Source organism: Ancylobacter gelatini, from assembly GCF_022601675.1.
In the GTDB taxonomy this organism is placed as follows: domain Bacteria; phylum Pseudomonadota; class Alphaproteobacteria; order Rhizobiales; family Xanthobacteraceae; genus Ancylobacter; species Ancylobacter gelatini.
Map to the genome: position 1 here is coordinate 479009 of NZ_JAKVIL010000001.1, position 19921 is coordinate 498929.

At 66.3% G+C, this 19921-nt stretch carries 17 protein-coding genes and 2 pseudogenes; 7 read left to right on the forward strand and 12 right to left on the reverse strand.

What is annotated here, in order from left to right:
* Positions 1-166 precede the first annotated feature (166 nt).
* Positions 167-1072 carry an alpha/beta fold hydrolase gene (locus MKI84_RS02470; RefSeq protein ID WP_241616526.1) on the forward strand — a complete coding sequence of 302 codons (906 nt, stop codon included), beginning with the start codon at positions 167-169 and terminating at the stop codon, positions 1070-1072.
* A 104-nt stretch (positions 1073-1176) separates the two neighbouring features.
* Entirely contained in the window at positions 1177-2382 is a 1206-nt protein-coding gene (locus MKI84_RS02475) for an NAD(P)/FAD-dependent oxidoreductase (protein ID WP_241616357.1), read from the forward strand.
* Positions 2383-2407: 25 nt separating this feature from the next.
* Here MKI84_RS02475 and MKI84_RS02480 read toward each other — a convergent pair whose 3' ends face one another.
* The 6 genes and pseudogenes from MKI84_RS02480 to MKI84_RS02500 form a co-directional block, all read right to left on the reverse strand.
* Positions 2408-3100 (reverse strand): response regulator transcription factor, encoded by a 693-nt coding sequence (locus MKI84_RS02480; protein WP_241616358.1) that lies wholly within the window; start codon positions 3098-3100, stop codon positions 2408-2410.
* 2 nt (positions 3101-3102) lie between these two features.
* Positions 3103-3480 carry a response regulator gene (locus MKI84_RS02485; RefSeq protein ID WP_241616359.1) on the reverse strand — a complete coding sequence of 126 codons (378 nt, stop codon included), beginning with the start codon at positions 3478-3480 and terminating at the stop codon, positions 3103-3105.
* Positions 3481-3482: 2 nt separating this feature from the next.
* Positions 3483-4124 (reverse strand): response regulator transcription factor, encoded by a 642-nt coding sequence (locus MKI84_RS02490; RefSeq protein ID WP_241616360.1) that lies wholly within the window; start codon positions 4122-4124, stop codon positions 3483-3485.
* Positions 4121-5662 (reverse strand): PAS domain-containing sensor histidine kinase, encoded by a 1542-nt coding sequence (locus MKI84_RS20785; RefSeq protein WP_425353788.1) that lies wholly within the window; start codon positions 5660-5662, stop codon positions 4121-4123. Before MKI84_RS20785 ends, MKI84_RS02490 begins: the two co-directional genes overlap by 4 nt.
* Positions 5636-6616: pseudogene (locus MKI84_RS20790) on the reverse strand (PAS domain-containing protein); the annotation flags it as partial. The gene MKI84_RS20785 and the pseudogene MKI84_RS20790, both read right to left, overlap by 27 nt.
* A 192-nt stretch (positions 6617-6808) precedes the next feature.
* Positions 6809-7570: an SDR family NAD(P)-dependent oxidoreductase gene (locus MKI84_RS02500; protein WP_241616362.1), complete on the reverse strand. Its 762-nt coding sequence runs from the start codon at positions 7568-7570 to the stop codon at positions 6809-6811.
* A gap of 88 nt (positions 7571-7658) precedes the next feature.
* On the opposite strand from MKI84_RS02500, the gene MKI84_RS02505 reads away from it, so the two are divergent.
* The 4 genes from MKI84_RS02505 (at position 7659) to MKI84_RS02520 (ending at position 12603) form a co-directional block, all read left to right on the forward strand.
* The gene (locus tag MKI84_RS02505) at positions 7659-8558 is read left to right on the forward strand and encodes a LysR family transcriptional regulator (protein ID WP_241616363.1); all 900 of its coding nucleotides are present in this window, start codon (positions 7659-7661) and stop codon (positions 8556-8558) included.
* 204 nt (positions 8559-8762) lie between these two features.
* On the forward strand, positions 8763-9677 hold the full coding sequence (locus MKI84_RS02510) for an MBL fold metallo-hydrolase (protein WP_241616364.1): 915 nt from the start codon (positions 8763-8765) through the stop codon (positions 9675-9677).
* 111 nt (positions 9678-9788) lie between these two features.
* Positions 9789-11066 carry an HlyD family secretion protein gene (locus MKI84_RS02515; protein WP_241616365.1) on the forward strand — a complete coding sequence of 426 codons (1278 nt, stop codon included), beginning with the start codon at positions 9789-9791 and terminating at the stop codon, positions 11064-11066.
* A gap of 1 nt (position 11067) precedes the next feature.
* The gene (locus MKI84_RS02520; protein WP_241616366.1) at positions 11068-12603 is read left to right on the forward strand and encodes a DHA2 family efflux MFS transporter permease subunit; all 1536 of its coding nucleotides are present in this window, start codon (positions 11068-11070) and stop codon (positions 12601-12603) included.
* A gap of 165 nt (positions 12604-12768) precedes the next feature.
* Here MKI84_RS02520 and MKI84_RS02525 read toward each other — a convergent pair whose 3' ends face one another.
* The 6 genes from MKI84_RS02525 to MKI84_RS02550 all read right to left on the reverse strand — a co-directional run bounded on the left by MKI84_RS02525 (position 12769) and on the right by MKI84_RS02550 (position 19319).
* Entirely contained in the window at positions 12769-13824 is a 1056-nt protein-coding gene (locus tag MKI84_RS02525; RefSeq protein WP_241616367.1) for an alpha/beta fold hydrolase, read from the reverse strand.
* A 350-nt stretch (positions 13825-14174) separates the two neighbouring features.
* Positions 14175-15011 carry a sugar phosphate isomerase/epimerase family protein gene (locus MKI84_RS02530; protein WP_241616368.1) on the reverse strand — a complete coding sequence of 279 codons (837 nt, stop codon included), beginning with the start codon at positions 15009-15011 and terminating at the stop codon, positions 14175-14177.
* Entirely contained in the window at positions 15008-16513 is a 1506-nt protein-coding gene (locus MKI84_RS02535; RefSeq protein ID WP_241616369.1) for a tripartite tricarboxylate transporter permease, read from the reverse strand. The genes MKI84_RS02530 and MKI84_RS02535 overlap by 4 nt, the downstream gene beginning before the upstream one ends.
* 1 nt (position 16514) lies before the next feature.
* Positions 16515-16967 carry a tripartite tricarboxylate transporter TctB family protein gene (locus tag MKI84_RS02540; protein WP_241616370.1) on the reverse strand — a complete coding sequence of 151 codons (453 nt, stop codon included), beginning with the start codon at positions 16965-16967 and terminating at the stop codon, positions 16515-16517.
* 11 nt (positions 16968-16978) lie between these two features.
* Positions 16979-17965 (reverse strand): Bug family tripartite tricarboxylate transporter substrate binding protein, encoded by a 987-nt coding sequence (locus MKI84_RS02545; RefSeq protein ID WP_241616371.1) that lies wholly within the window; start codon positions 17963-17965, stop codon positions 16979-16981.
* 103 nt (positions 17966-18068) lie between these two features.
* Positions 18069-19319, reverse strand: coding sequence for a YncE family protein (locus tag MKI84_RS02550; protein ID WP_241616372.1), 1251 nt, complete (start codon positions 19317-19319; stop codon positions 18069-18071).
* Positions 19320-19431: 112 nt separating this feature from the next.
* On the opposite strand from MKI84_RS02550, the pseudogene MKI84_RS02555 reads away from it, so the two are divergent.
* Positions 19432-19839, forward strand: a pseudogene (locus MKI84_RS02555) (ATP-binding cassette domain-containing protein); the annotation flags it as partial.
* Positions 19840-19921 lie beyond the last annotated feature (82 nt).

Consider the following 19921-nt stretch of genomic DNA (forward strand, 5'->3'; position numbering starts at 1 on the left):
CAATCGCGGCAATCGCTCGCGGGCACGGTGCGGCATGTCGTTCTCTACTCGTTCTCGAACTCACACAGACCGCGAGGCGGCTATGATCAAGGCGAATTGTACCGGTTGTCAGACCAGTCTGACGCGACGTGGCATATTGGCGGCGGGGGCGGCGGGGCTGGTGTCGATGACGCTCCCGATCGTCCCGGCCGAAGGGGCTCAGCATCAGGACGGCCACGGTCTTGCCCAGACCGTCAGCCCCACGCCGGTCGTCGCGACCCGCGACGGTGCGCGCATCTTCTATAAGGACTGGGGCCCGAAGTCGGCGCAGCCCATCTTCTTCCATCACGGCTGGCCGCTTTCCTCCGACGATTGGGATACGCACATGCTGTATTTCGTCGGCAAAGGATATCGCGTCGTCGCGCATGACCGGCGGGGACATGGGCGCTCCTCGCAGATCGGACATGGACATGACATGGACCAGTATGCGGCCGATGTGGCGGCGGTTGTGGAGCGGCTGGATCTGCACAACACCATCCATATCGGTCATTCCACCGGCGGGGGCGAGGCGGCCCGCTATGTCGCCCGTCATGGCAAGGGAAGGGTGGCCAAGCTGGTCCTCATCGGTGCGGTGCCACCGCTGATGCTGAAGACGCCGGCCAATCCTGGCGGCCTGCCGATCGGCGTGTTCGACAATCTGCGGGCCCGGCTCGCCGCCAACCGCTCGCAATTCTACCTCGACTTCGCCGGCGGGCCTTTCTACGGCTACAACCGGCCGGGCTCCGCACCCTCGCAGGCGGTGATCTGGAACTGGTGGCGACAGGCCATGATGGGCGGCGCCAAGGCGCAGTTCGATGGCATCAAGGCATTCTCGGAGACTGATTTTACCGAGGATCTCGCCGGCATCTCCGTTCCCACCCTGGTGATGCATGGCACGGACGACCAGATCGTGCCCTTCGCGGACTCCGCGCCGCTCTCCGCAAACCTGCTGAAAAACGGAACGCTCAAAGCCCTTGAGAACCTTCCACACGGCATGTGCACGACCCATGCGGACCTCATCCAGTCCGAGCTGAGCGCCTTCATAACCACCTGAATTTACGCCGCTTTCCGGCGTCGCCGTTCCGCCATCATCCGCGCCACCCGGCGCGGCAAGGACGGCGCACGCCCTTTCATCCTCAACCGACAGGAGTACATCCCATGCGACTTCTCATCATAGGCGCCGGCTTTGCCGGCATGTATGCCGCGCTCTCCGCCGCACGCCTGCGCGACATTGAGGGCGTCTCGCCCGAGATGTTCCAGATCGCGCTGGTCGCGCCGGAGCCCACTCTGACAGTGCGTCCCCGGCTTTACGAGCCCCGCCCGGAAACCCTGACGGCACCGCTTCTCGACGTGCTCACCGCGATCGACGTCACATATGTGCAGGGTCATGCCGAGACGGTCGACACTATCGCGAACCAGGTGGAAATCCTGACCCGGGACGGAGAGCGCAGGACGCTCGGCTATGACCGGCTGGTCGTGGCCACCGGCAGCCGGTTGTTCCGTCCCGATATTCCCGGTCTTTCCACCCACGGCTTCAGCGTTGATACCGTACCGGATGCGATCGCCCTCGACCGCCATCTTCAGGGGCTTGGCGCTCGGCCCGCTACCCGCGCGCGCAACACGGTCGTGGTCGCCGGCGGCGGCTTCACCGGCATCGAGGTCGCCACAGAAATGCCGGCCAGGCTGCGGGCCATCCTCGGGGCCTCGGCTGATATCCGCGTCGTGATCGTCGAACGCAGAGATGCCATCGGGCACGACCTTGGTCCCGGTCCGCGTCCGATCATCGAGGACGCGCTGGACAAGACCGGCGTCGAGGCGCGGCTCGCGGTCGGTGTCGCCGCGCTGGATGCTTCCGGCGTCACGCTCTCCAATGGCGAGCGCATCGAGGCTGAAACGGTGATCTGGGCGGCCGGCATGCGCGCGGCGCCGCTGACCGCGCAGATCCCCGCGGAGCGCGACAATTTCGGCCGGCTTGTCGTCGAGCGGGATTTGCGCGTGCCGGGCGTCTCCGCCGTGTTCGCCACCGGCGACGCGGCGAAGGCGGTGTGTGACGAGGAGGGCACCATCGCCCTCATGTCCTGCCAGCACGCCACACGCATGGGAGCCTTCGCAGGCAACAACGCCGCCGCCGATCTACTCGGCCTGCCGACCATGACCTACCACCAGAAGGCCTATGTGACCTGCCTTGATCTGGGGTCAGCCGGCGCGCTGTTCACGCGCGGCTGGGATCGGAAGATCGAGTTCACCGGTGCCGAGGCGAAGAAGATGAAGCAGGACATCAATACGATCTGGATCTACCCGCCCAAGCCCCAGCGCGCGGCCGCGCTGGCGTCGGCAGACCCGGCGCGCGTCACCGACCTCTGAGGCTGCCCATAGCCGGATGTGCGGGTCAGGGCGTACCTGACTCGCGCATTTCCTTGGGCAGCGATTGCCAGGCTCGCACCAACTGGCCGAGAGAGGCGGCCTCCATTTTGCGCATGCCGTTGCCGCGATGCAGCTTCACGGTGACCTCGCTGATCCCCAGATCGAAGGCGATCTGCTTGTTCAGACGCCCGCGCATCACCTTGTGCAAGATTTCCCGCTCGCGCGGGGTCAACGTCGCGTAGCGCTCCATGCTGCGCCTCGCCAGAACGGCTTCCGCCCGCCGGGCGCAATCGAGGGCGATGCCGGCGGTTACGGCATCAAGCAATGTCTGGTCCCTTACCGGCTTGGTGAGAAAATCCACGGCGCCGGCCTTCATCGCCTGAACCGTCATGGGAATATCGCCATGGCCGGTGAGGAAGACCACTGGCTTCGAGGTTCCGCTCTGCGACAGGTGGTGCTGAAGATCGAGGCCGCTGGCCCCGGGCATCCGTACATCCAATATCAGGCATCCGGGGCGATCCGGCAGATCGGTCTCCAGAAATGCATTGGTGGACGCGAAGGCGATCGGTTCCAGTCCGGCGGACAGGATCAGATCGCAGAGTGCTTCCCTGATGGCCGCATCGTCGTCGACGATGATGACGATCGGGCGCGATGCGTCGCTCTCGTCCTGAAGAGGCGACAGCGTGGACTGCCGCATGAGCGGCCGGTTGACGATCATGCTCACCCTCCCGTTTTTCGACTGTGTACGGCATTCCCAATGGCCGAGAGCAGGTCCTGCGCGTTGAACGGCTTGCGAAAGAAATCGCCGGTGACCTGCGCACGTTTGTCATCGGCGAACTCATAACGGCCGCTGATGAGGATCACCGGAAGCTCCGGGTGTTGCCTCTTCACCGCGTCCCGCAGGGCAAAGCCGTCTGCGCCCGGCAAGCCAATGTCGGTAATCAGCACGTCGACGGTCGCCAGGCCGCTGCCGAGCAGCGCCTCCGCCGAGCGGAAATTGATCGTGCGATACCCGGCCGATTCCAGCAGGTCCTGCAAGGATTCGATCAGTCGGGGATCATCGTCCACGATGGCTGCCAGGGGGCGCGTCTCGCCCATGTTCAGTGCCCTCCCGCCCGGGGCGACCGGGAGAGGGGGATCTCCAGCTTCTCCGCCATCCGGACGAGGTCGGCGAGCGATGCCGCCCCCATCTTCAGCATCACGTTGCGCCGATGCAGTTGCAGCGTCACCTCGCTGATTCCGAGCTCGGCCGCGGCCTGCTTGTTCAGGAAGCCGCTGACGACCAGAGGCAACACGTCGCGCTCGCGCGGCGTAAGCTCGTCGAGGCGCCGCCGGAGCGCGCTGAGTTCGCTGCGGGCCGAACGTTCCTGGCGGTCGCGCGCGAGAGCGGTGCGGATCGCCGTCATGAGATCGGCGTCGCTGAACGGCTTGGTCAGGAAATCGACCGCACCATGCCGGATCGCGCGGACGGAGGCGGGGATGCTGCCGTGGCCGGTGATGAAGACGATCGGCGGATGCCCGGCATTGGCGATCTGGGTCTGGAAGTCGAGCCCGTTTATATCCGGCAGTTCCACGTCGAGGACGAGGCACGCGGTCGTCTCAGGCTTAACCGCACGGGCATATTCCCCGGCGGAGCCGAAGGTGATCGCCCGGATGCCATAGGATTCCAGCATGTCGAGCAGTGCCTCGCGAATGCGGGCGTCGTCATCGACGACGAAGACCACGTTGTTTTCCGCCGTCATGCCGCTACGTCCGCTTCAACCGGAAGGGTGAAGACAAATATCGCTCCCCGCGGTTCGTTGTTTTCGATCCAGAGGCGCCCGCCATGGCTCTCGATAATGGAGCGGCAGATGGCCAGTCCCATGCCCATGCCGCTCCCCTTGGTGGTGAAGAACGGCTCGAAGATCCGGTCGGGGAAGGCGACGCCGGCGCCGAGATCGCTCACCCGGACCTGCACATCGTCCCCGGCACGGTAGACGCGGACCCCCACCACCTTGTCGCCCTCGACGGCCTCCATTGCCTCCATCCCGTTGCGGATCAGGTTGATGAGCACCTGCTGAAGCTGGACGCGGTCGAAGACGACGCGTGGAAGGCTGTCCTCAATGTCGACATGCAGGCGGATGCGCAGCCGGGACGCCTCTTCCGCCAGCAATCGGCGAGCCTCGTCGATCACGCTGGGAAGCGCGGTCGACATCTTCGGCTGCACGGACTGCTTGAACAGGGCGCGGATGCGGCTGACGACATCGGCCGCGGCATTGGAATCGCGGATGATGCGCTCGGCGGTGATCATCGCGCGCGGATAGTTGGGCGGTTCGGCGCGCAGCCAGCGCAGGCAGGTATGCGAATTGGCGACGATGGCGGCAAGCGGCTGGTTCACCTCATGCGCGATCGAGGCGGAAAGCTCCGCGAGGCTGGCCGCCTGGCTTGCCTTGGCGAGATCATCCTGCGCCAGCCGCAGTTCTTCCTGCGCCCGCACCTGGTCCTCGATTTCGAGGCAGATCCCGTTCCACTGCACGATCCTTCCTTCGGCGTTGCGCATTGCTGCCGCGCGGGTCTCCACCCAGCGGTAAACCCCATCAAAGCGTCGCAGCCGGTGTTTCATGTGATACGGTTCACCGGTCGAGAGCGAATGCCCGTAGCACTCTTTTACCGCTGCGAGATCGTCGGGGTGGATGATGGCATCGAGTGTATCTTTCAGCCGCTTCCGCTCGGGATCCTCCTTGTCGATGAGCCCGAAGCCGAGATAGTTGCGAAGCTTCTCGCTGCGGTAGGTCGGCGCTCCCTCGGGCGTGGCACAGTAGATCAGCGCCGGCAGCGTCTCGACCAGCTGTCGATGCGCGTGCTCGCTTTCGCGCAGGCTCATCTCGGCGACGACCCGTTCGTGAATATCGATGCTGACTCCGTACCACTGGAGAATGGTACCGGTGTCGTCCCGCAATGGTTCTGCGCGGGTCTGGGTCCAGCGATAGTCGCCATCGGCTCGCAGTTGACGATAGGTGGCAATGTAGGGAGTGCCGAGCTCCATCGAGGTGCGGAACAGCTCTCGCGCCTCCTTCCGGTCGTCCGGGTGAATGACAATTAGCGAAGCGGAGCCATCCGGCGCGGTGATGTCGGCGAGGGACGCACCGGTCATCTCGACGAAGCGCTTGTTGGCATAGGTCGGCGTTCCCGAGGCCGTCGTACTCCAGATCATCGTTGGTACGGCTTCGATCAACTGGCGCAGCTGGAGTTCCTTGGCGCGCAGTGCCGCCTCGGTCTTCTTCGGCAGGTCGATGTCTATCGAGGTGCCGAACCAGCCAGAGATATTTCCGTGGGCGTCGAGGAGGGGCTTGGCCGCCGTCTTGGCCCACGCATAGACGCCGTTTCCGCGCCGGATGCGGAACTCGGCATGGAAGGGCGCGCCGGTCGCCAGGCTGTGGCGCCACTTTGCGGCGACCGCCTCATATTCATCGGGATGGAGCAGGCGCTTCCAACTGATGTCGCCGTCCTCAAGCGCGGCATTGAGGTCGTCGGGCGTCAGGCCGAGCGTGGTCTGCGCGAAGAGCGGCAGGTAGGTCCAGCGTCCCGCCGAATCGAAGGCCCATCCATTGCCGAACAGATCTTCGACAGTCCGCGCGGCGTGCACCGCGTCCGCCACCGGCGAGGCAATGACCGTGTCGGATGTGGTCGGCTCCTCCCGCGTGGTCTCCAACTCGTCGATCTCGACAGCCGAGCCATGGGATGCGATCGACCGGGTGCGAACCCAGAGATAGCTACCGTCTGGCTGGAGCCGCCGATAGCGCATGACCTGCGGCACGCCGGTCCAGAACGCCCGCGCCGCGGCCAATGCCGCCGCCATTCGATCATCGGGGTGAAGGGGATGCGCGGTAAAGGACGCGTCCGGCGTCACCTCTGGTGTCGGCGCGCGGCCCACCATTCCCGATCCGGCCTTCGCCGTCCCGAAGGTCCTGTGGGCAGTGAGGGCGCCTCCCAGCGCGAGTATGAGCGCGAAGAACCCGACATAGGTCGCGTCCTCATTCGGCAGCAGCGCCTCGCTCGCCACCAGCACCGACACCGCTAGGCCTGCCGTCGCCAAGCCGAGCAACGGAAGCAGCCATCCGGCGCCGACCCGCAGGAACAGCACGGCGGCGATCGGCGCCAGTCCCAGGGGCGCGTAAATGCGCCAGGCCGCGACCGTCCCGGCGATGCAGGCGAGCAGAGCCAGCGCAAGACAAACGGGTCGCGAAATGGCCATGACATCTCCTCCTGCGCGGGCCGCGGCGCGTCGAGCCCGTGGGCGTTCAGCGTCGCGGTCCGGCCGCGGCTCGGGCGGCCTGGTGGCACCCTAATCTTACGCGGGCGCCGGCGCATCCTATGGAAACCCATCGGTTGCCTGCCGCCTTCGGCTGGCCTTCGCGGCCAGCCGTCGGGTTGCGTCGCGGTCCTTCTAGAGGCTGAAGCCTCCATCGATGCCCAGCACCTGTCCCGTCACCCAGTCTGCCTCCGGATCGGCGAGGGCCACGACCCAGCGGGCGACATCCTCCGGGACGCCTCGGCGAGCGAGCGGAATCATCGCCGCTTCGCTGGTCTTGATCGCTGCGATCTCCTCCTCGGAAAAACCCATGCGTTCGCGCAGGAAGTCCGACTCCACCGGGCCCGACGCCACCGCGTTGACGCGCACGCCCGCCGGCGCGAGTTCGAGCGCCCAGGCGCGCGTCATCTGTTCGAGCGCGGACTTGCTGGCGCCGTAGGCCGAGAAGCCCGCTACCGGCTTGCGACCAAGCGTGCTCGACAGGTTGACGATAGAGCCCCGGGTCTCGCGCAGGGACGGCAGGCAGGCTCGGGCGAGCAGCGCCGGCCCGAACACATTGATTCGGAAGGTCGCGTCGAGATGTTCCGTCGTCATCTGGTCGAGCGGGGCGGGCTGACCGGCGCCGGCATTGTTCACGAGAATATCGAGACGCCCCCAGCGACGCAGAGCCTCCGCCACCGTGGCGTCGGCCGCCTGGGCGCTGCCGGCATCGGCAACGAACCCCTCAATTAACGGATGCGCGCCAGCCGCCGCCGCGAGGGACTCGGGTCGCCGGCCGGTGATGAGGACGTGTGCGCCCATGTCCGCGAAACGCCGCGCTGTGGCGTGACCTATCCCCGCGCCGCCGCCCGTGACGATGGCGACCCTGCCTTCAAACATTGCCATGATGACCTCCATGAATGGTCATCCGCATGTGCGGCGGCGGCATCGTTTACTCAATTGTCCAAAATCTGGCTGAGTGTTTCATATTCTGCAATGATAGCGCATGGACAGGCTGCGCTCCTATGAAGTCTTCGCAACCATCGTCGCCTGTGGTGGCTTCAACCGTGCGGCGGCGGAGCTCGCCATCTCGCCGGCCAATGTCAGCCGCCACATGCAGCAGTTGGAGCAGGTGCTTGGCACCCGGCTGCTGGAGCGCACCTCGCGCCGGATGGAACTCACCGACAGCGGCCGCGAACTATATGCGCGTGTCCGTACGATCCTCGATGAGGTCGCCGATCTGGAAAACGGACTTGCGAGCGATGGCAAGACCGCGCGCGGCCGGTTGAGGGTCAACGCGCCGCTGACCTTCGGCATTGCCTGGCTGAACCCGCTACTGGTGGAGTTTGCCGAGAACCATCCGGCCATAGAACTCGATCTCCATTACAGCGATCGGGTCATCGAAATGGCGGATGAGAGCTTCGACCTGGCGCTGCGCATCTCCCGCGCCGGTGCTGAAACTCTGGTGTCGCGCCGCGTGGCAACGACCCGCATGCTGGTATGCGCGGCGCCGGGTCTGCTGGCCGCCAAGGGCGAGATCGGCAGCGTCGAACACATTCGGGGCTTGCCTCGTGCCGGCTACCTGTTCTCCGACACCGCCAATGCTTGGACGCTGGAGGCGGCCGATGGCGTGCGCCACGCGATCGAGACGCCATGCACGACGATGTGCGCCAACGGGCTCGGCTTGAAGGCCGCCGTTCTGCGTGCCGAGGCCATCGCTCTCCTGCCGGAATTTCTCGTCCACGGTGAACTGCTGTCCGGAGAGATCGTGGAAGTTCTGCCCGCGCTCCGGGCGGAAGCGATGGATGTGCGCATCGTCTATGCCCACCGTCGGCATCTCGCCCGACGGGCGCGGCTTTTCATCGACTTCATCGTCGACCGGTTTCGCCGAATACCCTGGCAATGACATCCCGTTGCGCCGGGCCATGTCTGGTCCCGCGAGTGGGTCGATTCCAGGCTAGAGAAACCTAGATTTCGGGCGCCTCGCGACTGGAATAACAGGGCCTGTACCATTCGGCCGCTCACCCTATCCCCGCGAATAGTCGAGGACCGCCGCGCCTCGACGTAGCGTCGTCGATGCCGTGTTCAAGGCGGCGCGAAGGAGATAGACATGAGCGTCAACATTACTTCTCATCCTGACAGAGCCCCCAGCGAGCTGGTGCCGTCGCGCTACGCGGTTCAGGTCGGCGACATCGACGTATTGGTGATCAGCGACGGGGTGCTGCCACTGCCGACCAAGATGCTCGGGCACAACGCCGATCCGAATGTCCGGGCGGCCTGGCTGAACGACATGTTCCTGCCGCCCGACGCGTTCGACTGGTCGCTCAACGTGGTGGTGGTGAAGAGCGGCGGGCAGACCATTCTCATCGACGCCGGCCTCGGCCTCGACCCGAATCTGAACCTGCCCCGCGCCGGCCAGCTGATCATGCGTCTGGAGGCTGCCGGTATCGATCTCGGCTCGGTGACCGACGTCGTGCTGACCCACATGCACATGGACCATATCGGCGGACTGCTCGTCGACGGCGTGAAGGAGCGCATGCGGCCGGACCTGCGGATCCACGTGGCGGCGGCCGAGGTCACGTTTTGGGAGGCGCCCGACTTTACCTATGCCGACATGCCCCCTGGCTTCCCGGATGCGCTTCGGGCGACGGCAAAGCGTTTCGCCGAGACCTACCGCAGCCAGCTCCGGCTGTTCGACGAGGAGCACGAGGTGGCGCCGGGCGTCATCGTTCGTCGTACGGGTGGCCACACGCCGGGGCACAGTGTCGTGCGCATGTCCTCCGGCGGCGAGCGTCTGACCTTCGCCGGTGATGCCGTGTTCACGGTCGGGTTCGAGCACCCTGACTGGCACAACGGTTTCGAGCACGACCCGAAGGAAGCGGCCCGCGTCCGGGTACGTCTTCTGACCGAACTGGCGGCGACCGGCGAGCAACTGGTGGCGACGCATCTGCCGTTCCCGTCCGTCGGCCGGGTGGCGGTCGATGGCGACGCTTTCCGCTGGGTGCCGGCCTTCTGGGACTACTGACCGCCGATTGCCCCGATCAAGGCCCCCGGAATACTCGGCGCCTCGCACTATGCGGGGCGGGTCGGGTCTTGGTCGGGCATCCGGGCACTGGTGCCCGTACTGGATTCGGAGATGAAAACGGTGCTCTACTCGATACCGGTCCGCGACGCGCATGAAAGCCCGGGGCATGACCATGCGCCCGGAGCCTGCGCGTCCGAAGCGCCGGAGCTCAAGCCGCCCCTCGACGTGAAGCTGCCCGAGGCGGCGCCGGTTGCCGAAACGGCCGCCGTGCCTACCGGTGAAAGGAAGCCCGGCAATCGCCAGCGGCGGCGGCGTCTGCTGCTACTGTTCGCAACCTTCCTCGCGCTTGCGGCGGCGTCGTGGTGGCTGTGGGCGAACCTGTTCGCCGGCGACATCGAGAGCACCGAGAATGCCTACACCAATGTGGAGCTGGCGCAGGTGACGCCGCTGGTAAGCGCGCCCGTGAAACGCGTGCGGGTGGTCGAGAGCCAGCGTGTCGCGGCGGGCGACGTCCTCGTGGAACTCGACGATGCCGATCTTCGCCTCGCCGTAAGCCAGGCGGAAGCCGCGCTCGGCAAGGCCCGGCGCCGGGTCTGGCAGCTGGAGGCCAACGACGCCAGCCTCGAAGGTCAGGAGCAGGTGCGCGCGGCGGAGGAAGCAACGGCCCGCGCCGACCTCGCCCGCGCACAGGCCGATCTCGACAAGGCGCTGCTCGACGAAGACCGGGCGCAGAAGCTCTCCATCCATGGCTGGGCGCCGACGCAGCGGTTGGATGATGCCCATACCAGTGTCCGGCAAGCCCGCGCCGCTGTCGCACAGGCGCAGGCGCGCATCGCCGTGTCGCAGGCGGCGCAGCAGGCCGCTGCCGGGGCGCGCCGTGCCAATCAGGCGCTGTTGGAAGACGCTACGGTGGAAACCAACCCCGAGGTCGCCGCCGCCAGGGCGCAACTCGATCAGGCCCTGCTCGACCTCGACCGCGCCATCATCCGTGCGCCGGTGGACGGTATCGTCGATCAGCGCCGCATCGCGGTGGGCCAGCGCGTGCAGGCCGGCGCGCCCATCATGGTGGTCGTGCCTTTGCAGGACATGCACGTCGACGCCAATTTCAAGGAAGTGCAGCTGGCGCGCGTCCGGCCGGGCCAGCCGGTTCGGCTGACCTCCGATCTCTACGGATCGGATGTTGTCTTTCGCGGCCGCGTTGGCGGCTTCGCGGGTGGCACCGGCGCGGCGTTTGCCGCCATCCCGGCGCAGAACGCGACCGGCAACTGGATCAAGGTGGTCCAGCGCCTGCCGGTCCGGATCGAGCTCGACCCCGCTGAGCTGCGCGCCCACCCTTTGCGGGTCGGCTTGTCCATGCATGCGACCATCGACCTCTCGGAGCCGCACTGATATGTCCGCAGACGTCGTCGAGCCGGCGGGGCGGCCTCACCCGCCGCTGACCGGGGCGGCGCTGGTGCTGTCGGTGGGGGCGCTGGCCTTCGCCAACTTCATGGTCGTGCTCGACACCACCATCGCCAATGTCGCCATGCCCACCATCGCCGGCGATCTCGGCGTGTCGACCACCGAAGGCACCTGGATCATCACGGCTTATGCCGTGGCAGAGGCGATCACCGTGCCGCTGACCGGCTGGCTCTCCCGGCGCTTCGGCGAGGTGCGGGTGTTCCTGTGCTGTGCGGTCGCATTCGTGGTCTGTTCGGTTCTGTGCGGTCTGTCCGGCAGCCTGGCCATGCTGGTGGCGTTCCGCATCCTGCAGGGATTTGCCGGCGGGCCGCTCATCCCCCTGTCATCGACGCTGCTGATGGCGATCTTTCCGAAGGAGAAGGCCAATACCGGCCTTGCCATATGGGGCATGACCACTGTGGTCGCACCGATCTTCGGGCCGATCCTCGGCGGCTATATCTCCGACAATTATCACTGGGGCTGGATCTTCTACATCAACATCGTGTTCGGGGCCGCCGTCGGCGGGATCGTCTGGGCGCTGATGCGCACGCGCGACACGCCGACCGAGCGTGCGCCCATCGACGTCGTGGGGCTGATCCTGCTCGTCGTGTTCGTCAGCGCCTTCCAGACGATGATCGACAAGGGGCGCGAGCTGGACTGGTTTTCCTCTTCGTTCATCGTCTGGATGGCGATCACCGCTTTCGTCGCCCTCGTGACTTTGGTCATTTGGGAACTGACGGATGACAACCCGGTGCTCGATCTCTCGGTGTTCGGTTCGCGCAACTGGCTGGTGTCGACCCTCACGCTCGGCCTGATGTTCGGCCTGTTCTTCGGCAACATCGTGCTGACGCCGCTCTGGCTTCAGCAGATGATGGGTTACACCGCGACCTGGGCCGGCTTCGCCACCGCGCCGATGGGCATTCTTGCTGTGCTGACGGCGCCGCTCGTCGGCCGGCTGATGGCGCGGATCGACCCGCGCCTCATCGTCACCTACGGCATGACCATGCTCGCCCTCTCATTCTACATGCGCGCCCAATTCACGGCGCAGGCGGACTACATGTCGATCGCGCTGGCCATGTTCGTGCTCGGCGCCGGCGTGCCGGCCTGCCTTGTCACGCTGACATCGCTCGCGGTGTCCGACCTTCCGCCGGAGAAGATCGCTGGTGGCGCCGGCCTGCAGAACTTCATCCGCGTCATGGCGATGGCGGTGGGTGCCTCGCTGACCTCGACCTATTGGGAGAACGCGACCAAGGAGAGCCGCGCCAATCTGGTGGCGATCATTGACCCTGCCGTGGCACTTCCTGCCCCGCCGGGCGTCCCGCTGGAGTCCCGGCTGGCGCTGTTCTCGAAGATGGTCGACGCCCAGTCGGTGATGCTGGCGACCAATAATTTCTACGCGATGGCAACCGGGCTCATCCTCGTCTTCGCCGCAGCCGTCTGGCTGGCAAAGCGCCCCAGCGCACCTCTCAAGCAGGTCGGGCACTGAAGACCTCGCGCACGGCTCACGCCGCCGGGTCGTCATGAGTTCCGCTGCCGGAGCGACGTCGCAAGGCAACCCTCGACACGCCATCGCCGCATGATTGCGAAGCGTGAGCCGGCGTCACGGCGGCGATGACGCCGGCTTCTATGGGGAGGCGTTTCCTACCTGCGCTCAGGCGCGGCCGACGTCCACGATTGCCTTGGCGAACGCCTCCGGCGCCTCCTGCGGCAGATTGTGGCCGATGCCACCGGTGATCAGCCGAAACTCGTATTTCCCGGTGAACTTCTTCGCATAGGCCGACGGATCGGGATGCGGAGCGCCATTGGCGTCGCCCTCCATGGTTATGGTGGGAACGCCGATGGTCGGGAAGGCCGCGAGCCGTTTTTCCAGCCCGTCATATTTCGCCTCGCCCTTGGAGAGGCCCAGCCGCCAGCGATAATTGTCGATGCTGATGGCGACATGGTCGGGATTCTCGAAGGACGCGGCGGTGCGGGCGAAGGTGGCATCGTCGAACGCCCATTTCGGCGACGCGAGCTGCCAGATCAGCCGCGCGAAATCGGCGGTATATTGACGATAGCCGGCCTCGCCGCGCTCGGTGGCGAAATAATACTGGTACCACCAGGCAAGCTCCGCCTTGGGCGGCAGCGGATTGCGGTTGGCCTCCTGGCTGCCGATCAGATAGCCGCTCACCGACACCATGCCCGCGCAGCGCTCGGGCCACAGCGCGGCCAGGATGTTGACGGTCCGCGCGCCCCAGTCGAAGCCGCCGAGCACCGCCTTGTCGATGTTGAGAGCGTCCAGAAAGGCGAGTGCATCGGCCGCCAGCGCCGCCTGCTGGCCGTTGCGCGGCGTGTTATCCGCGAGAAAACGCGTGCCGCCATAGCCCCGCAGATAGGGGATGAGCACACGATAACCGGCAGCGGCGAGGATCGGGGCGACGTCGACATAGGCGTGAATGTCGTAGGGCCAGCCATGCAGAAGCAGCACCGGCCGGCCATCGGCGGGGCCTTCCTCGGCATAGACGACATCAAGCTCGCCGGCATGGACATGCGTCAGCGCTGAAAAGCCGGTGCGCGCGGTGGGTTCGGTCTTGGGTGCGGCCGAGTGGCTCTCACCGGCTCCGGTCTGGGCTGCGGTCGCGACACGGGTGCCGAGCGGCAAGGTGGCCAGGCCGAGCGCGGTCACGCCAAGCAGACTGCGCCGCTGTCGGTTGATATCATTGGACATTTCGGGATCTCCACTGACGGCTGACCTGCGCCGATGATCGACGCAGCGCTGTGTCCGGCCCGCGTGGGGAGGCCGGCTTTGAAAGCCTTTGGGGACTTTCGTCTAGCCAGCACAATGCGGCACGCATCCGCGAACCGTTGTTCGGATTGCACGGGAGACACTTTGGAGCGGTCGTTTTGAATGGCTGCGGGGCCGTCTGGTCGGCTCTCGGGCAGCGACGGGCGCAGCCGCCGAGGGACGGCAGGGGGATTTTACGGAGATGGGCCTGCGGAGATTCCGCAGGCCGGAGAGCCGCGTCCGGCCCGCCGATCGTGCCAGATCGGACAGCACCGGCGGCGCCGGCGGCGCCCTCATGCCGTCTGCTGGGCGACCGCGTGCTCCGCGATGTTGGCGAGGATATCGCGGCCCTTCAGCATGTCCTCGATGCCGAGATAATCCTGCATGTAGTGGCCGCGATAGCCGCGGCGTTCCAACTCGCGGAAGATATCGGCGAAGTCCATGTTTCCGGTTCCCGGATACAGGTGTTCTTCGATCTCGCCGCGATTGTCGGCCAGCCGGACCTCGCCGCAGCGGCTGAAATCGAGCACGTCGAGAAAGCCGCGAATGCCGCAGTCCAACATATGGGCATGATTGGTCGTGAAGGCCCAGCGCAGGGCCGGCGAGGTCAGCCGGTCGAAATAGAACGCCGCCTCGTCGGGGTCGTGGACCAGATATTTCACCTCGGCGCCAGCGGGTTCGGGATTCATGTTCTCCAAGAGGATGGTCATGCCCTCGTCCTCGGCGATCGCGCTCATGCGGGCGAGGCGGGCGACGGCGATCTCCATGCGCTCGCGCTTGTCGGCAGTGAAATGATAGCCGCCATGCATGATCACCCAACCAGCGCCGAGCGCCTTGGCGGCGCGCAGATAGGCGGTGAGATAGGCATCGGTCGCCTCGCTCAGGAACGGCGAGCTTTCGGAGACATTGACCGCCGACAGCGTGTGCAGGCCGAGCGTGATGCCGGCCGCCTCGATTTTCTCCCGGGCACGGGCGAGCCGGGGATTGGAGGGGTCCAGCAACGCTGGGTCCGGGTCGAGGCAGATGTCGAGATAATGGACCCCGTTCGCGATCGCCCAGTCGAGACCGGGCTCCAGCCCGATCCGTCGGTTGAGGTCGATCCCGATGCGGGAGCGGAAATCGTTTCTCACGGCAGTTCTCCCATGCTGGCGTGGCGCGCCCGCGATGCCAGCATGCCGGCGATCAGCGGAACGGCGAGGAACAGCGCCGCCGCGACCATCAGCGCCGCCGCGATCGGACGGTCGAAGAAGATGATGGCGGTGCCATGCGACATGGTGAGCGACTGGCGCAGCGAGCTTTCGAAAATCGGCCCGAGCACGAGGCCGAGCACCATGGGCGCCGCCGGCCAGTCGAACCGCTTCATGCCCCAGCCCAGCGCGCCGAAGCCCACCACCAGCCAGCAATCCTCAAGGCTGTTGGCCTGCGAGAACACACCGACCAAACAGATCGCGAGGATCGGCGGATACAGCCACTTGTAGGGCACCTTGAGCAGGCGGGCGAACAGGCCGGCGAGCGGCAGGTTCATGATCAGCAGCAGCACGTTGCCGATATACATGCTGGCGATGACCGCCCAGACCAGAGTCGAGTTCTGGGTGAACAGCTCGGGGCCGGGGCGCAGCCCGAACATGATCAGGGCGCCGAGGATGATCGCCGTGGTGCCCGAGCCGGGCACGCCGAGTGCGAACATCGGGACCAGCGCGCCGGCGGCGGCGGCGTTGTTGGAGGCTTCCGGCCCGGCGACGCCCTCAATGGCGCCCTTGCCGAATTCCTCCGGGTGGCGGGAGAGCTTCTTCTCCATGATATAGGCAATGAAGCTGGCAATGGTCGCGCCCGTGCCCGGCAGGACACCCACCAGGAAGCCGACGAACGAGCCGCGCAGGATCGGCATCCGGCTGCGCCGCCAGTCTTCGCGCGTCGGCAGGGCGCTCTTCACCTCCGCCACCGGCCGCGCCGTCGCGGAGGAACAGCTCGCCAGCACCTCGCCGACACCGAACAGGGCGACGGTGAGCACGATGAACTCGATGCCGTCCAGCAGCCAGATCATGCCGAAATCGAAACGGGACACGCCGCTTTGCGGATCGACGCCGATCGTGGCGAGCAGAAGCCCCGCAACGCCCGCCGCCACGCCGCGCAGCACCGAGCGACCGCTTACAGCCGCGAGGGCGACGAGGCCGAGCACCACCAGTGCGAAATATTCCGGTGGCCCGAAGGCAAGCGCGGCTTCCGCCAGCGCCGGCGCGACCAATGTCAGGCCGAGCGTGGCGATGGTGCCGGCAATGAACGAGCCGATGGCGGCGATCCCGAGGGCAGGGCCGGCACGGCCCTTGATGGCCATCTGGTAGCCATCGATGCTGGTCATGACCGTCGAGGATTCCCCGGGCACGCTGATGAGCACCGAGGTGATGGTGCCGCCATATTGCGCGCCGTAGTAGATGCCGGCGAACATGATGAGCGAGCCGGTCGGGTCCCCGCCGAAGGTGAGCGGCAGCAGCAGCGCGATCGCTGCCGAAGGGCCGATGCCGGGCAGGACGCCCACCAGTTGCCCCAGGAACACGCCGACAAAGCACATCAGCAGATTGGCAGGCGTAAGAGCGGTTGCGAAACCGCCGCCGAGATCGATCAGCGATTCCATGTCAGAAGTCCCACGGCGTGAGTGGAAGAGGCACGGCAAGCCAGTGCACGAAGATCAGCGCCAGGCAGCCGGTGACCAATGCGGAAATGATGGTGGAACGCAGCAGCGGGAGCCGCTCCACATAGAGATAGATGAACATCATCATCGCGAAGACCGGCAGCAGGAACCCGATGAAGCCGAGGCTCGCGACCACGACCACCAGCGCGCCGAGCACGAGCATGGACTTGGTGAGCGGCTCGCGCTCCTCCTCATCGGGGTCCGCCAGAAGCAGCGAGATCATGACTCCGCCGGAGAGCAGCAGGAGCAGCGCGCCGTAGACCAGGGGAAGAAAACCTGAGTCCGGCGCGAAGCCGGACCACAGGGGAAAGTCGAGCGAACCCACGACCCAGTACAGGCCGAGCAGAGTCCAGCCGCCGGCGAAGGCCATGTCGCCGGTCAAGATCTTCTGTTTCATTGGGCCTCTCCTCAGGCCGGCTTGGCCAGGAGTTCGCGATAGAGCTTTTCCTGCGCGGCGAGGAACGCCACGAAATCCGCCCCGACGATCGGCGCTTCCGTCGCCACGTTGTCGGCGATGTATTTCTTCATGGTGGGGGAGGCGGCGACCTTCTGCATGATGCCTTCCCAATAGGCCTGGGCGGCCGGGTCGACATCCTTGGGCACGGCGATGCCGCGCCACATCTGGAAGTTCGGCACGGAGAGGCCGATTTCCTTCATGGTCGGGACGTCCGGCATGGCGGAGAAGCGCGTGTCACGGAACACGCCCAGCGCGCGGACCTTGCCGGAGGCGAGCTGGCCCATGAACTCCAGCGGATTGCCGATCGTGCCGTCGACATGGCCGCCGAGCAGCGCGGTCAGCGATTCACCGCCCGAGTTGAAGTTGACCGGGTTGATGTCCTTGCCGAGCGCGCGCGAGAACACGGTGATCGCCATGACATCGGTGGTGCCGCCGGTCGAGAAGTTGAACGTCTTGGTCGGCTTCGACTTGATGTCGTCGATCATCTCCTGCGCGGTCTTGTACTTGGAATCCCCCCGCACGAAGAGCAGGAAGTCGTCGAGCATGAAGTTCATGATCGGCTGGATTTCCGTGAGCGTGCGCGCGGACGGGTTCAGTATCGGCGTGATCTGGGTCGTGCCGTTGATCAGGATGATGGTGTTGGGATCCTTGCGCCGGCTCGCCGCCACATAGCCGAGGCCGACGGCGCCACCGCCACCCGGCCGATTGTTGAGCACCAGCGGCTGCGGGATGAGCTTCTCCTCGACGATGATCTTGCCGACCACGCGGGCGAGCAGATCGGAACCGCCGCCGGCCGCGAACGGAATCACCAGTTCGACGTCACGGGTCGGCGCCCACGCGCTCTGGGCGAAGGCGCTGCCAAGCATGCCGGAACCGGAGGAAATCAGGCAAGCCGAGGCCGAAGCCCCGAGCACGAAATCTCGGCGTGAAATATTCATGGTCCCCTCCCAGGGATATGTTTTTTTAGATTGGCGTCGCGTTGTATTTTTTTGAATTATGAATTCAGTCTGACATTTCCTCTGAGGAATGCAACTGAATTCTCTATTGCGATGCGGTAGAGGAAATCTCAATTACTTCAATGAAATAGGTCTCGTTTCCGACGCCACTTACCCGCGCAAGCATTCGCAGCGTGCGGGCGTCGAGCAGCCAGAGCTGGCTGCTGCCGGGGGCGCCTCGTGCCCCGCCGGCCACCACGACCAGAGCGCCGTCCCCCGTTACCCCGATCCCGCGCGGGCAGGGCGGCGAGCCGAGCGGATCACACAGGGCGGCACGCCCGCTCTCCTTCCAGTCGCCCTGCGCGGTACGCTCGATTCGCGAGACGGTGCCGGTCCGAAAGCAGGTGGCGAAGACGCTCAGGCCGTCAGGCGAAAAGGCGACGCCCATCGGGCGGCTCGGCCGGCCGTCATCGCTGCCGACCACGACGTGGCGCGCAGCCCAGCCGTCGCCGCGCCTCAGCGCCGCGAGATCGAGAAAGGTGACGGCGTTGCCCTCCGCGCCGGTGCGCGGGCATTCGCGGCCAGCGACCACCGCCAGCGTGCCGTCGGGACTCGCTGCGATGCCGAACGGGCCGGTTGGCAATTCAAGGCGTGCCAAGGGGGCGCGCGGTTCGCCCGACAGAACATCGGCGAGCGCGATGGCGGTGACGGTCGAACTGCCGCCATCGGCGGTGAGCACGAGATCAGGCGAGCCGCGGGCGATGGCGATGCCGGCCGGGTTGGGATAGCGGCCGAAGCCGGGATCAGGCGACCCCGCACGGGTGGGTTCCCCCTCATGCGGCAGCGCGAAATTGTGCCGGAGCGTGCAGGTGGGGAGATCGATCACGCTGATCTGGTAGCCGCCATCCTCAAGGCCGGGGCCTTCGCCGGCCGCGACCAGGAGATGGCGGCCATCCGGGGCGACCACGCAACCAACCGGGCCGAACGTCGCCGTTGGCAGGAGCAGGGTCGGGCGGGTGGCGGAGCCGGCCAGCGTCGCCCGCAGGTCGAACATCGCGAGCGCCCCGGCGTGCCCGTGGGGGTGCGCCTCCAGTGCCTGCGGCGTCGCGCAACCGGCATGGTTGACCACGACAAGGCGATCCAGCGCCGGCACGGCCGCGACGCTGACCGGCAGCCCGACAGCCGGAGCGCGGGCACCCGAGGGCAACGCGATGTCCGGTGTGACCCGCGCGCGGGTGATCACGGCGCGGTCGGTATCGTTATTGGCAGGATCGAGTGCGGCGTCGATATCCACGACCGTCAGCATGGGGTCCCAGCGGCCGCTGACGAGGGCCAGGCGTCGCGCGCGTGCATCCATGACGGCACTCTCAGATGTGGGGGGACAGGTGGCGCGCACCATGGCGCTTCCGCCGGCGCCGGGCAACCTAAGGGAAGGCGGGGGCTCCAAGGCGCGGTGCAAAAATCCGTCGCCGGACCATGCCGGGCGCTACCCGCACGAATTCTCCGGTGGCCAGCGCCAGTGTATCTGTATCGCCCGCGCGCTCGCGCTGGAGCCGAAACTCATCGTCGCGGATGAAAGCGTGGCGGCGCTCGACGTCTCGGTGCGGGCCCGCGTGCTGGACCTGATGCTGGAGCTTCAGGAGACCATGGGCCTCGCCTATCTGTTCATCTCCCACGACATGGCGGTCATCGAGCGCATGTGCCACGACGTGGCGGTGATGCGCGGCGGCGCCATCGTCGAGGCCGGCAGCCGACGGGCGGTGTTCGAGGCGCCGGCCGATGCCTATACGCGCGAACTGATGGCCGCCGTGCCGCTGCCCGACCCCACGCGGCGCGGCCTCGAAGCTCCCGGACGGCCCGTAGTTCCAGCCGCGTAGTCCGGTCGTCGCCTTGCGGGCATGGCGGAAAGTGCAACAGGATGGTGCCGGGCGACTCGCCCACCTTTCAACCTGCCGGGTC